The 14025-nt window shown below is 72.6% G+C and carries 11 protein-coding genes; 10 read left to right on the forward strand and 1 reads right to left on the reverse strand.

Annotated features, from left to right (window positions below; translation table 11 throughout):
• Positions 1-3: 3 nt before the first annotated feature.
• Complete coding sequence (locus tag ACULK4_RS01865) at positions 4-315, reverse strand: PAAR domain-containing protein (protein ID WP_445964760.1); 312 nt, start codon at positions 313-315, stop codon at positions 4-6.
• Positions 316-535: 220 nt separating this feature from the next.
• Between ACULK4_RS01865 and ACULK4_RS01870 the strand changes: the two genes are divergently transcribed.
• From ACULK4_RS01870 to ACULK4_RS01915, 10 genes are all read left to right on the forward strand, one after another.
• Complete coding sequence (locus ACULK4_RS01870) at positions 536-1159, forward strand: helix-turn-helix transcriptional regulator (RefSeq protein ID WP_445964761.1); 624 nt, start codon at positions 536-538, stop codon at positions 1157-1159.
• A 177-nt stretch (positions 1160-1336) separates the two neighbouring features.
• Complete coding sequence (locus ACULK4_RS01875) at positions 1337-1957, forward strand: Pvc16 family protein (protein ID WP_445964762.1); 621 nt, start codon at positions 1337-1339, stop codon at positions 1955-1957.
• A 1-nt stretch (position 1958) separates the two neighbouring features.
• On the forward strand, positions 1959-4010 hold the full coding sequence (locus ACULK4_RS01880; protein WP_445964763.1) for an ATP-binding protein: 2052 nt from the start codon (positions 1959-1961) through the stop codon (positions 4008-4010).
• 178 nt (positions 4011-4188) lie between these two features.
• Positions 4189-4860: an eCIS core domain-containing protein gene (locus ACULK4_RS01885; protein ID WP_445964764.1), complete on the forward strand. Its 672-nt coding sequence runs from the start codon at positions 4189-4191 to the stop codon at positions 4858-4860.
• 63 nt (positions 4861-4923) lie between these two features.
• Positions 4924-8805, forward strand: coding sequence for a phage tail protein (locus ACULK4_RS01890; protein ID WP_445964765.1), 3882 nt, complete (start codon positions 4924-4926; stop codon positions 8803-8805).
• Positions 8806-8947: 142 nt separating this feature from the next.
• Positions 8948-10525 (forward strand): phage tail sheath family protein, encoded by a 1578-nt coding sequence (locus ACULK4_RS01895; protein WP_445964766.1) that lies wholly within the window; start codon positions 8948-8950, stop codon positions 10523-10525.
• Positions 10526-10551: 26 nt separating this feature from the next.
• Positions 10552-10998 carry a phage tail protein gene (locus ACULK4_RS01900; RefSeq protein ID WP_445964767.1) on the forward strand — a complete coding sequence of 149 codons (447 nt, stop codon included), beginning with the start codon at positions 10552-10554 and terminating at the stop codon, positions 10996-10998.
• Positions 10998-11435, forward strand: coding sequence for a hypothetical protein (locus ACULK4_RS01905; RefSeq protein WP_445964768.1), 438 nt, complete (start codon positions 10998-11000; stop codon positions 11433-11435). The genes ACULK4_RS01900 and ACULK4_RS01905 overlap by 1 nt, the downstream gene beginning before the upstream one ends.
• Positions 11432-11590 (forward strand): DUF6760 family protein, encoded by a 159-nt coding sequence (locus ACULK4_RS01910; protein ID WP_445964769.1) that lies wholly within the window; start codon positions 11432-11434, stop codon positions 11588-11590. The genes ACULK4_RS01905 and ACULK4_RS01910 overlap by 4 nt, the downstream gene beginning before the upstream one ends.
• Complete coding sequence (locus ACULK4_RS01915; protein ID WP_445964770.1) at positions 11590-14022, forward strand: hypothetical protein; 2433 nt, start codon at positions 11590-11592, stop codon at positions 14020-14022. Before ACULK4_RS01910 ends, ACULK4_RS01915 begins: the two co-directional genes overlap by 1 nt.
• Positions 14023-14025: the final 3 nt, after the last annotated feature.

Below are 14025 nucleotides of genomic sequence, written 5' to 3' on the forward strand. Positions count from 1 at the left end.
GCGTCACCCGCCGATGATCACGGTGGGCGCGCCGGGGCCCGGCGCGATCGGGAGCCCGTGCAGGGTCAGGTCGCCGAGGCGCGCGGCCGGGAATCCGCCGATCAGCACCGTCAGGCTGCCCTGCGCGATGCCGTTCGGCGCGGGGGACACGCACACGATGCCGCCGGGCACCGCGTTGGCGACGGCCGCGGGCATCCCGCCGATGAGGACCGTCGGCACGGCCGCCGCGGGCGTGATCGGCCCGCCCACGTGCGGCTTGACGCCGTCGACGAGGGCGCAGAGGGCCGTGTCGCCCACCCGGAGCGCGGGACCCATGGGTGCCATCAGCGGCCGGCCTCGATCGCGGTCATGCCTCGAGGCTAGGCGTGCTCCGCGCCATCCGGCCCGCCCTCGCGGTCCGGCGCTCGTGCATCCCGACTGCCCGTTGAGCGGGTGTTGAGTGCGCGAAGAGGATGCCCGAGCACACTGGTCCCGAGTGCCTCCGGGGCAGCTTCGCCCGTGACGAAGAGGAGACCAGGGAGAGGGAGCAGGACCGATGACCAGGACGACCGTGCGCGTCTACGCGCGCGACCCGATCTCGGAGGCGGGCGTCGCGAGCTCGCTGCGGCCGCGGCCGGAGGTGCGCGTCGTCGGCGCGGCCGAGGACGTCGCGCCGGAGGTAGTGCTCGTCGTCGCCGACGAGGTCGACGAGGAGACGCTCAACACGCTCCGCTTCCTGCGCCGCAACGGCGCCTCCCGCGTGGTGCTCATCGCGGCGCACCTCGACGACCAGGCGCTCGTGCGCGCCGTCGAGTCCGGCGTGGTCGGGCTGGTGCGACGCTCCGAGGCGACGACGGACCGCCTGCTGGCCGTCGTCGCGAGCGCGGCCGCAGGCGACGGCGCCGTGCCGCCGGATCTCCTCGGCCGGCTCCTCGAACAGGTCGGCCGCCTGCAGCGCACGGTCCTCGACCCACGCGGAATCACGTTCGCCGGGCTCGCGGCCCGCGAGGTCGACGTGCTGCGGCTGGTGGCTGAGGGCTACGACACTGCGCAGATCGCCGCGAAGCTGTCGTACTCGGAACGAACGGTGAAGAACGTCCTGCACGACGTGACCACGCGCCTGCAGCTTCGGAACCGGTCGCATGCCGTGGCGTACGCGGTGCGCGAAGGCCTGATCTGAGGGCAGTCGGGCCTGCCCGTCCGGGCGGATGTCGCTGCCCGAACGGCTGCACCGGACCACGGGTCGCCGCTTCCCGGCCGCCGCACAGTGGAGGGGTCGGAGGCGGCCCCGGAAGGTCCGACGGCGAGCGCCCTGCACTGCGCCGCGCGCCGCCGCCGCATGCGATCGGGAGGGGCGATGATCGGCGAGATCGACGATGCGCTGAAGGCGTTGGTGAAGGCCTCCGAGGGGATCGCCGCCGACATCGACATCGCGTTCGATGCGCCAACGACGGAGTGGGCGGCCCGCCGGAACGCGCCCACCGTCGACCTCTTCCTCTACGACATCCGGGAGGACGTGCGCCGTCGCGAGTACGGGTGGTCGGAGCAGCGGGACGAGCGCGGCGTGGTCACCGCCCGCGCCCCTGCGCCGCGGTACTTCAAGCTCTCCTATCTCGTCACCGCGTGGACGCAGCGTCCCGACGACGAGCACCGGCTGCTCGACGCCCTGCTGCGCTGCTTCCTGCGCTACGACGCGATCCCGGGCACGTTCGTGGTCGAGATTCTCGCCGAGACCGGGCTGCCGTGCTCGCTCACCATCGCGCAGCCGCCGCCCGAGGACCGCGCGTTCGCCGACGTGTGGTCGTCGCTCGGCGGCGAGCTGAAGCCGTCGCTGGACGTGGTGATCACCGCGCCGGTCAGCCGCGACGTGACCTACGCGGTCGGGCCGCCCGTCACCGACGGCGTCGCCGCGACCTTCGAGGACATGGGGACCGGAAGTGCGGACTCGCGGCACCGCCCCGCTCCGAGGGGGCGCTGACGTGGTGGACGATCCCAGCACCGCGCACCTGCTGGGTCGGCTCGGGGCGATCGAGGACCGGATCCGCCGTCTGGTCGCGTTCCGGCGCTCGAGCGATCCCAACCCCGACGACCCATTCCGCGGCCTGTACCTGAGCGACGAGATGGTGGACCGGCTGCTCGGCGGGGTGCCGGGCGTGCCCGACTGGTCGGACGCCTCGGCCCGCCTCGCCGAGTGCGAGCAGGCGGCCGACCTCGCCGCAGCGGCCGGCCGCGACATCCGACTCCGCATCCTCGCGGACGCCTTCGGGTTGGGCGCCATCGACGTGGACCTGCTCGTGATCGCGCTCGCCGCCGACCTCGACCCGCGGTTCGAGCGGTTCTTCGGGTACCTCAACGACGACGTCGGACGGCACCGGCCGTCGGTCGCGGTCGCCCTCGAGCTCTGCGGAGTGCCGCTCACGAGCGCGTCCGACCGGGCGCGGCTCATCTCCGGACCGCTCGTCGCCGGCGGCCTCGTGCACGTCGAGGACGACGATCGGCCGCTGCCGGGGCGGGCCGTGCGCGTGCCCGACCGCGTCGTGGGGCACCTCCTCGGCGACGACACCGCCGATCGCGCGCTCGACGGCGTGCTGCGCGAACCGCCCGATCTCGAATGGGGCGACGATCGCCGCGTCCGCCGTGCGCTCGGCACCGGCATCCGGCTGCTCTACCTGCGCGAGCCGGCGACCGGGTCCGGCGAGGCGGTCGCGATGCGCGCCATCCGCTCGCTCGGCCTCGATCCCGTCGCGGTCGACCTCGCCCGACTCGCGCGGGAACCCGACGGGATCACGCTCGCGCGCCTGGCGGTGCGCGAGGCACGGCTGCGTCGAGGCGTGCTGCTGGCGGCCCCGGTGACCGTGGAGACGCCGCCGGCGCTCATCGAGACGCTCGCCGCCTCGCCGCAGCCGACGGTGTTCGTCGGCGAGCCCACCTGGGATCCCGCCTGGTTCCGCGACCTGCCGGCCATCGCCGACGTCGAGCCCACCACGACCGAGGAGCGGTCGGCGCTCTGGCTGCGGTCGCTCGGGCCCGTCGCGGACGGGATCGACGTGGTCGCGGCGACGGCGCAGTTCCGGCTGAGGCCCGAGCAGGTGCGTCGCGCGGCGATCACGGCGCGCACGCAGGCGGGGCTGTCGTCGAGCGGGGTCATCACCGCTGACGACCTCGCCGCGGGGGCGCGTGCCGAGAACGCGTCGGCGCTGGATCGGCTGGCCAGACGGGTCACCCCGCGCGTCGGCTGGGACGACCTGGTGCTGCCGAGCGCGCCCATGAACGCCCTCCGCGAGATCGAGCTGCGCGCCCGGCATCGCGAGCAGGTCCTCGGCGACTGGGGCATGCGGCCCGGCGGCGGGCGCGGCCACGGCGTCGTCGCGCTCTTCGCCGGCGACTCGGGCACGGGCAAGACGATGTCGGCCGAGGTCGTCGCCGGCGGGCTCGGCCTGGACCTGTACGTGATCGACCTGTCGACCGTCGTCGACAAGTACATCGGCGAGACCGAGAAGAACCTGGAGCGCATCTTCCGGGCCGCCGCCGGCACGAACGCGGTCCTCCTGTTCGACGAGGCCGACGCGGTGTTCGGCAAGCGCAGCGAGGTCAAGGACGCCCACGATCGCTACGCCAACGTCGAGAGCGCCTACCTGCTGCAGCGGATGGAGACCTTCGACGGGCTCGCGATCCTCGCCACGAACCTCCGCGCCAACATCGACGAGGCGTTCACGCGACGGATCGACGTGATCGTCGACTTCCCGATGCCGGATGCCGCACACCGGGCGCGGCTCTGGGACCTCAGCCTGGGCGCACGCGTCGGCCGCGGCGACGACATCGACCTCGACTTCCTCGGCGAGGCGTTCGAGCTCGCAGGCGGCGCCATCCGCTCGGCCGCCGTCACCGCGGCCTACCTCGCGGCCGCCGAGCAGGCCGACGTGCGCATGAAGCACCTGATCATCGCGGTCCACCGCGAGTACCGCAAGCTCGGACGACTGCTCCTCGAGAGCGAGTTCGGGCGCTACTGGGTCGAGGTGGACACCGGATGACACGGCGTGCCGTCGACGCGGGCGCACGCGCTCCGTGTTCACGCGATACGTGGGGTGCTGCCGTGACCGTGCCCGGGACGTGGCCGTTCGGGTGGATCCGGCTGCCCGAACGGGCAGACCCCGTGCGGCGCGCGCGGCACGGCGGTCCAATGGAATCGGGCGATCGTGGAGGTGGACCATGCACGCACACGAGTGGGACGGCATCGACCCGGCCGTGAGCCGACGAGCGACCGAGGCCGCGCGCGAGGCGTCGGGCGCCGCATCAGCGGCAGGACTCGCCGCACGACGCGCCGACGTGATCGGGACCGCCGGGATGCTGCGGCTGCAGCGGGATGCGGGCAACGGCGCGGTGAGCGACCTCGTCGAGGAGCAGCGCTCGCCGGTGCACGACGTGGTCTCGTCCGGCGGGGAGCCGCTCGAGCCGTCGGTGCGCACGGACATGGAGGCGCGAATGGGCCACGACTTCGGCGACGTCCGGGTCCACACGGATGCCGCGGCGAGCGCCTCCGCGAAGTCGGTCGGGGCGCACGCCTACACCGTCGGCCGCGACGTGGTCTTCCAGCGCGACGCGTACGACCCGTCGTCGCAGGCGGGACGCACGACCCTCGCGCACGAGCTGACACACGTCGTGCAGCAGCGTTCCGGTCCGGTGGACGGCACGCCGGCGGGCGGCGGCGTGAGCGTGAGCGATCCCGGAGACCGCTTCGAGCGGGCCGCATCCGACAACGCCGCACGCGTGATGGGCGAGCCCGCCCAAGTGCAGCGACAGGAGGAGGAAGAGGAGGAGCAGGTGCAGGGCCTGTTCGTGCAGCGCGAGGAAGCGCCCGAGGAGGAGGAAGCGGCCGGCTGAGCCGCGCGGGGCCATGGCGCCGTACCCGGGCCCGCCGCGTCCGATCGTGACGGTCGGGCGCCGATGACCATCGCGCCGTCGTCGAACCACGCTCGCCGCTCGGCGAGCGACGCGCGGGGTGCGATGGTCGACGCGCTCGCCGTCGGGCGGCGACGCGCCGGGGGCAGCCGGGGTGGCGAGCGGGGCCCGGGCGCTGCGATGCTCGCCCTGCAGCGGGCGGCCGGCAACTCGGCCGTCAGTGCACTGCTCGCGGCGCGGATGCGCGGGCCGGGCGATGCGGCGATCGTCGAGATCGACGGCGCCCTCGTCGAGCTGCGTCGCGGCGAGCCCGACGTCGAGCGGGTCGAGCGCGGGCTCGAGCGAGCGAAGGCCGCCGGCATCCCCGTCGATCTCGAGGGGACGAAGCCGCCCGCGTCCGAGCTCGCGGTCAGGTTGACGGGCTTCGGTCCGAGCGCCGTCGCGGCGAAGAAGCCCGTCCCCCCACCGAAACCGGTGCCGCCGATCTCACCGCTCGGAAAGGCCGCCGCCGCGAAGCGCAAGGCGGCGGGGGGCCGAGCACGGGGGCGGACGCCACGCGTCCCCGCTGCGGGCGCAGGCGGCCCGGCCGCGACACGGGCGCCGGTGAACCTGGCCGGCGACATGCTGCTGCGTCCGCCGGTGCCGCCACCGGGCGTGAAGCCCGCGGAGGACCCCGCGTTCACGCGCGTCAGGGGGAACGTGAAGGGCTTCGCCTCGGCGAAGCGTTCGCATCCCTCCGCCGCCTCGAAGGCCGACGAGGCGCAGGCGGCCGCCGTCGCGCCGAGCGATGACCTCGCGGGCCAGGCGAAGGCCGCCAAGGCCGACACGATGGATGCGCAGCGACCCGGCACGTTCGACAGGAAGGCGTTCATCGCGGCCGTGAAGACCGCGATCGAGGCCAAGTCGCCGAAGACCCTCAAGGAGGCCGACGACTACGCGAAGTCCGGCAAGGCGGGCGAGGTGAAGGGCGAGGTCAAGGGGCTCGTCACACAGGGCAAGGACGCGTCCGTCCATGACATCGAGGCGGCGACGGAGGCGCCCCCGGACTCGTCGAAGGCCGTGGCGAAGCCGGTCGCGCCGATGGCCGCGGAGCACCCGGGCCAGGTCGTGCCGATTCCGGCGGCGGGCGCCGTGCCGAAGCCGGCGCCACCCGAGCAGCTGAATCTCGAAGCGGGCAAGCGGGAGGTCGATCGGGAGATGACCGACGCCGGCGTGACCGACGCGCAACTCGCGAAGTCCGGGGAGCCGGACTTCGAGGGCGCGCTCGCCGAGAAGCGCACGGCTGCCGCGCACGCCGACTCGGCGCCCGCCGAGTATCGCGCAGGCGAGCAGGCGACCCTCTCCCAGGGCCGGGCGCAGGCGACCGCCGTGACCGCCACCGGGGTGCAGGGCATGCAGGGCTCCAAGGGTGCCGCGATCGCCGGGCTGGTCGCCGACAAGGGCAGGGCGAAGTCCGAGGACGAGCGGAAGCGCGCCGAGGTCACCACGAGGATCCAGGGCATCTTCACCGCCACCGAGACGGACGTGAGGAAGATCCTCGACGGGATCGACCCGAAGGTCGAGAAGGCCTTCGAGCAGGGCGAGGCCAGGGCGAGGGCCTCGTTCGAGTCGTACGTCGCGGCGAAGATGTCGGCGTACAAGCGGGACCGGTACGGGGGATGGCTCGGCGGTCTGCGATGGGCGAAGGACAAGCTCGTCGGCATGCCGGCCAAGGTCGACGAGTTCTACGAGGCCGGCCGGGAGCTCTACCTCACGCAGATGGACGGCGTGATCTCCCGTGTCGCGGACATCGTCGGGGGCGACCTGATCGCCGCGAAGCAGCGGATCGCCAAGGGTCGGGCGGAGATCGCCTCGTACGTCACGTCGCTCCCGCGCGACCTCCGGAAGGTCGGATCCGACGCGGCCGCCGAGATCGGCGACCGGTTCGACCAGCTCGAGAGCGAGGTGAAGGACAAGGAGAACGCCGTCGTCGACGCGCTCGCGACGAAGTACGTCGAGGCGCGCAAGGGACTCGACGAGCGGATCGAAGCCCTCCAGGCGGAGAACCGCGGCCTCGTCGACAAGGCGATCGGCGCCATCAAGGCCGTGGTCAACACGATCCGCCAGCTCGCCGCCATGCTCAGGAACGCGCTCGCGCGTGCGGCATCCGTCGTCGGCGACATCATCGGGGACCCGGTCGGATTCCTCGGCAACCTCATCAGCGGCATCAAGGGCGGCATCGACCGGTTCTTCTCCAACATCGCCACGCACCTCAGGAAGGGCCTGATGGGCTGGCTGTTCGGTCAGCTCGGCGACGCCGGCATCGAACTTCCGGACACCTTCGACCTGAAGGGCGTCGTGAAGCTGCTCGCGTCGGTCTTCGGCCTCACGTGGATGAACATCCGCAGCCGCCTCGTCAGGCAGATCGGCGAGAAGGCGATGGCGGCGGTCGAGAAGGGCGTGGAGATCTTCCAGGTGATCCGCGAGCAGGGCGTCGCGGGCCTCTGGGACAAGCTGGTCGAGAAGATCGGCGACGTCAAGGCGATGATTATGGATCAGCTCCAGGACTTCGTCATCACCCGGATCATCACGGCGGGCATCACGTGGCTGATCAGCCTGCTGAATCCCGCCGCCGCATTCATCAAGGCGTGCAAGCTCATCTACGACGTCGTCATGTTCTTCGTGAACAACGCGGCGAGGATCGCGCAGTTCGTGAACACCGTCATCGACGGGGTGGTGGACATCGCGAAGGGCAACGTCTCGGCCGTCGTCGCGAAGATCGAGAACGCGCTCGGACAGATGGTGCCGATCCTCATCGGCTTCATCGCGAGCGTCCTCGGCATCGGCGGCATCGGCGAGAAGATCCGCTCGATCATGAAGTCGATCCAGAAGCCGGTCAACCAGGCGCTCGACGCCGTCATCAAGACCGGACTCAAGCTCGCGGCCCCCATCATCCGCGGCCTGAAGGGCATCTCGACCCGGGTCAAGGCGAAGGTCGCGGCGGGCAAGGCGTGGGTGAAGGGGAAGGCGGAGTCGGCGAGGGACAGGCTCAGCGGCAGGCGAACCGGCGCAGAGGCGGACCATTCGGGTCGGCTCTCGCCCCCGGCCGTCAAGGCCAAGGCGCGGGAGATGCTGGGCGGTCGCCGGTTCACCGATGCGGATCAAGCTCGCGCCGCACTTCACGCCGTATGGACGGAACTTCATCCGTTGGGACTGAAGGGACTCCTCCTCGATCCCGGTTCTCCGTCTCGCGCACCGGCCGTTCTGGCGAGTGCGAGCGTGGCCGAGCGAATCGCCCTGTCGACGAGCGCCGCGGAGGTCCTCTCGATCGCGCTCAAGATGCGGATGCTGTTCGGAACGACGACGGCATTCGTCACGTATGGAGGCGCGACCCGTTTCGGACCTGCCGGTGGATTCACGAACCGCGGCGGCCATGCCGAACTGAAGATCGAAGAGCGCGCCCCTGCGTTGTTGAGGCGGATCGAACGAGAACGCCGCCGTGGCATCTTCGCCGCGGGTGCCCCAGTCCCCATTGTGATCGACATGAACCGAGCACCGTGCGACCATTGCGTTCCCAGGATGAAACGCGCCTTCGACGACGCAATCGAACGAGGCGATGTGAGCGTCAGGATCAACGCCGCCTCCATCTGGAAGGACAAGTACAACGGCATCGACCTGACGAGTGACGAATCGCTCCGCGCGTTGATGAGCAAGGGCATCGAGGTGGCGCCGTTGCACGTGTGGCCGCTCATCGTCCGGAAGTTGCGCGAGCTCGGCGATCCCGAAGTGCAAGTCGGTGGGCGCGTGTATGCGATCGAGGAATGGCTCAATCTCAATGCGGGGTCGAACGGTGTGGGCGCATTCGACGTCACCGAGAAGCTCGCGCGGGTGAATGCGAAACCGCCGGTGCTCCCCGCGATCAAGGTGGGAGCCGGATCGGGCTCCTGACGCGGGCGGTCGCCGCGAACGTGCCCGATCGCGCAGCCACGGCTACCCAGCCGCACGCACCGGAAGACTGCCCGCAATGGCATCCGCTCGCCGACGCTGGAAGCACGCATGCACGCGACGCACTCCAGCGAAGGAGCATCCGATGCCCACATACCTGTCTCCAGGTGTCTACGTCGAGGAGATCGAGGCCGGAACGCGGCCGATCGAGGGCGTCGGCACCGCGGTCGCGGCGTTCATCGGCATGGCCCCGAAGGGCCCCGAGAACACGCCCACCCTGGTGTCGAACTGGACCCAGTTCGTCGACACCTTCGGCGGCCTGTATCCGGGCGCCTACCTCGCGTACTCGGTGTACGGCTACTTCCTGAACGGCGGGGGCAACTGCTACGTCGTTCGCATCGGCACGGCGTCGGACGGGTCCGGCAAGGGCGGTCGGGGAGGCAAGCGGAGCGAGCCCAAGCAGCTCGCCGCGGGCCCGCAGACCGCGACGATCGGCAACTACGTCTTCACGGCGAAGAACGCCTCGCCGAACGCCAAGCCGATCTCTGTCGAGATCGCGGAGCCCGAGGGCGAGTCGCCCGAGGAGGGGTCGTTCAAGGTCGTCGTCACCGCCGAGGGCCGCAGCCCCGAGGTGTACGAGCAGGTCTCGCCCAAGCCGAGCAGCCCGGCGTACGTCGTGACGAAGATCGCGGCGGAATCCAAGCTCGTCACCGTGGAGGAGGTGGACGCGGCGTCGGCCGGCGTCTCGCCGCGGACGGGCACGTTCGACCTCGCGGTGCCCGAGCCGGAGGAGCAGCCGATCGTGCTCGAGGGGCTCAACGCGGGCAACTACATCGGCGATGCCGCCGACCGCACGGGGTTCAGCGGACTCGAGGAGGTCGAGGAGGTCACCATGGTGGCCGTGCCCGACCTCATGGCGGCGTACGAGCAGCGCGCGATCGACCTCGAGACGGTGAAGGCGGTGCAGCTGGCCGTCATCGCGCACTGCGAGCTCATGGGCGATCGCATGGCGATCCTCGACCCGCCGCCGGACCTCTCCGCCCAGGAGGTGCGCGAGTGGCGCCGCACGGGGGCCGGCTACGACTCCAAGTTCGCCGCGCTCTACTACCCGTGGTTCAAGGTGCTCGACCCGGTGACCGGAACCAACCGGTTCGTGCCGCCGTCGGGGCACATCGCCGGCATCTGGGCGCGCAACGACAACGAGCGCGGCGTGCACAAGGCCCCGGCGAACGAGGTGATCCGCGGCGCCGTGGAGGTGCAGACGCAGCTGACCCGCACCGAGCAGGAGCTGCTGAACCCGATCGGCGTGAACGCCATCCGCGCGTTCGCGGGCCGCGGCATCCGGGTGTGGGGGGCACGGACGCTCTCGAGCGACCCGGCCTGGCGGTACGTCAACATCCGGCGCCTGTTCAACTTCATCGAGAAGTCGATCCTGAACGCGACCCAGTTCGCGGTGTTCGAGCCGAACGACGAGGCGCTGTGGGGCAAGCTCCGCCGGTCGATCTCGGCGTTCCTCGTGAACCAGTGGCGTGCCGGCGCGCTCTTCGGCAGCACCCCCGACCAGGCGTTCTTCGTCAAGTGCGACGAGGAGACCAACCCGGCCGAGGTCATCGACGCCGGACAGGTGCGCTGCGCGATCGGCGTCGCGCCCGTGAAGCCGGCCGAGTTCGTGGTGTTCGAGCTCTCGCAGTTCTCGGGCGGCACGAGCGTCGTGACGGAATGACCACCGACCACAGCTAGGAGACAGCCATGGCACTCGCGGATTCCTTCGACTCCTCACCGGCCTACGCCTTCAAGGTCACGATCGACGGCATCGAGCTGCCGAAGGTGACCGAGGTGTCGGGCCTGAAGAACGAGGTTGACAAGATCGAGCTCAAGCAGCAGCTCGCCGACGGCAAGTACGTCGCACGCCAGCTGATCGGCCGCGCCAAGACGGGCGAGTTCACGGTCACGCGCGGCCTCACCGACTCGAAGACGGTGAGCGACTGGCTGAACGTCGTCATGAAGGGCGACGTGAAGGGCGCCCGCAAGACCGCGTCGGTCGAGCTCCTCGACTACGAGGGCAGCGTCATCAAGAAGTACGAGTTCCGCAACTGCTGGGTGCGGTCGGTCGAGATCAACTCGCTGAAGGCGGGCGCGACCGAGCAGGCGACCGAGAAGTTCACGGTCTGCTTCGACGAGTCCGAGGTGCAGTGATGCAGCGGGTCATCGCGACGCGACCCGGCGAGGCGACGGATGCCGCCGGCGAGGCCGACGACGGGCTCATGCGCACGGAGTTCACCTTCGAACTCCCGCGCGGCTACGTCGGCCCCGACGGGACGGTGCACCGGCGCGGCGTGATGCGCCTCGCGACGGCCCGGGACGAACTGCTTCCCCTGTACGACGCCCGCGTGCAGGAGAACCCGGCATACACGACCGTCGTGCTGCTCGGTCGGGTGATCACGTCCCTGGGCACGCTCAGCACGGTCGACTCGTCGGTGGTCGAGAACATGTTCGCCTCCGACGTGGCGTTCCTGCAGGACTTCTACCGCCGCGTCAACGCCGAGGGGCACACGCGCATCGCGGTGACCTGTCCGGAGTGCTCGCATCGGTTCACGGCCGACCTGGCGGGTGGCCGCCTGGGGGAATCGTGACGTACGCGGCCGACCGGATCCATGAGGAGGTCGCGTACGTCGCCTACCACTTCCACTGGCCGCTGGACGACATCCTCGACCTCGAGCACGCGGAGCGCCTGCGCTACGTGCAGCAGATCGCCGCGATCAACACGAGGATCAGCGGGGAGCGCTGATGCGCTGGCCGTGGCAGCGCTCGGCGTCGGCGCCGTCGCCGGCGCCGGCCTCGCCGCGCCCGTCGCCGGCGGGATGGGCGTTCCTGCCGCCCTTGCAGCGGCAGCTGTCCGACACGCCCCCGTCGACCCTCTCGGCGGGCTTCGTCTCGTCGCTGCCCACGCGCCTGGTGCCGGCGCGCATGGGCTCGCTCGGCCATCTCGTCGATCCGGGTGCGCCGGCGGGCACGGTCGCGGGCGGTGTCGCGGAACTCGGCGCCCCGGTGCAGCGGGCGGTGATCGCCGACCTGACGCTGCGGCCCCCGGCGTGGGGTTCGTCGCGTGCCTCGGCCGGGCGGTCGGCGGCGACGGATGCCGCGTCGCCGGCGCCGCGCGTGGTCCCGCCGCAGGCCGACGCGGCCGCTGCGTCGCCACCGCTGCCCGATCCGTCGCCCGGCCGCGAGGAGCCGCAGCCCGGGGCGCCCGACCTGCCGGTCCGGACGGACGGCCGGACCGCGACTGGAGACCGTGCGGCGGCGTCGACGCCGCCCGCGTCGTCCCTTCCGCTCGCGGAGGAGCAGACGGCACACGCCGACGAGCGGGCCGACCCCGAGGTCGACCTGCCGGATGCCGCGGAGACGCCGGATCCTCCGGAGCCGCCGCATTCCCCGGGCGAGCACCCGGGGACGCTCGAAGCATCCTCGGCCGTCCTCGCCGATCGCCCGCTGCCGGCGGGCGGCGGCGTTCCGCTGCAGCCCTCGGTGCAGCGTGAGACGACGGATGCCGCACGCCGCAGCGCGGCACCGCCGTCGATCAGGGCGCCGAGCACGCCGGTCGTCCGTCGGCTCGGTCTCGGCGCTCCGCTCCCGACATCGAACGCCGGGCCGTCGCCTGCGCCGGGACCGCCACCGGTCTCCGGACCGGCGCCGGCAGTGCAGCGCATCGATGCCGCGTCCGCCGGAGCGGCACCGACCGCGTCGTCGGTCGTCGGAGCCGGTCAGGGTCGGCCGGGGGCGTCGGTCCCGGACACGCCTGCCGACGGCGACACGGGCCCGGTCGACGCCGGCGGTGCACCGTCGCCGGGCGCGTCGACCGCGTCGGAGCCGGCGGACGGCGAGGGCCGGGTCGCGCCCGACGACGGGGGTGCGACCGGCGAGCGGGCCCTCCTTGGCTCGGTGCCGCACTCGAGCGCGCTCGCGCCCATGGCAGCGGCAGGCGAACCGGACCGGACGGCCTCCGCGATCGACGAGTTCCCGCTCGCGAACCGCTCGTCGACGGGTGTCGCGGCGTCAGCCGACGACCCGAGCTCCGTCACGCCGGTCGGTGACTCGCTCACGCCGAGCACGCCGTCAGGCCCGGAGGGCGGCGAGCCCGAACCCGAAACCGAGACGATCCTCCCGCTCATCGCGCAGCGCACGCTCACGCCGCTGCTCACCGCGCCCACCGGATCCGCGCCGGCGGGGAGACGGCACCCGCGTGCCGTCGCCGTCGTCCCGCAGCCGCCCTCGATCCAGCGGGCGGACTCGGCGTCCGATCTCGCGCAGGGCGGTGGGGCCGCGAGCTCGCCGGGCGGGCGCGCGTCCGCCTCCGCGGTCGGCAGCGAGCCGGCGCGCGGTGGGCGCACGACTCCGCCGAGCGGGGCCGCCCCGGTGGACCCCGACGAGCCCGCCCGCGGTGGCGTGCTGGGCTGGCTCCAGCGGCTCGTCGCCCCCGGCCCGCAGCCCGCGTCCCCGTCCGCGCGCGCGCCGGGCGCGGAGAGCCCGCCGACCCCGCCGGCCCCGCCGGCCGCCGCCCCGGTCGCCGAACACGCGCACGGCCGACGAGCGGGCGTGGACCCGCGCTCGCACTCGCCGGAGGTGCACGCGCTCGGCGGGCAGTCCGTGGTTCCCGGCCCGGACGACGGCGCCGGCCGGTCGGGACCGGTCCGCGATGTGCTGCAACGATCGGCCGCCGTGACGCCGCAGCCCGCCACCATCCCGGAGCCGGCCGCCGCGCCGTCGATTCTCGCCGCCGCCCCCGGCACGGCCACCCCGTTCGCCACGGTTCACGGCGCCCGGTCCGGCCCGGCCCCCGTGGACAGCCCTCCGATCGCGCCGCCCCCGCCGCCCCGCCGCGCCCCGCTGCCCGTGGCGGCGAGCGCCGCCGAGCCGAGCGTGCAACGCGAAGCCGAGTCAGCCGCCGAGCCGCCCGCGCCGTCGGAGCCGCCCGGCCCGCCGCCGGAGACGCCGAGCACGTCGAGCGACGGGTCGACGTCGTCGCCCGACGCAGCGGCATCCGCCACCGCGACCGGGGCCGCCGCAGCCGCGACGGCCGCACTCGGCGCCGACGCCGCCGCGACCTCGCCCGCCGCGATCGAGACGCTCGCCGGACAGCTCTACGGCCCGCTCGTGCGACGCCTCAAGGCCGAGCTGCTGCTCGATCGGGAACGTCGCGGCGTGCGGATCGACGGAATCTAGACG

The organism is Agromyces selenitireducens, assembly GCF_052748465.2.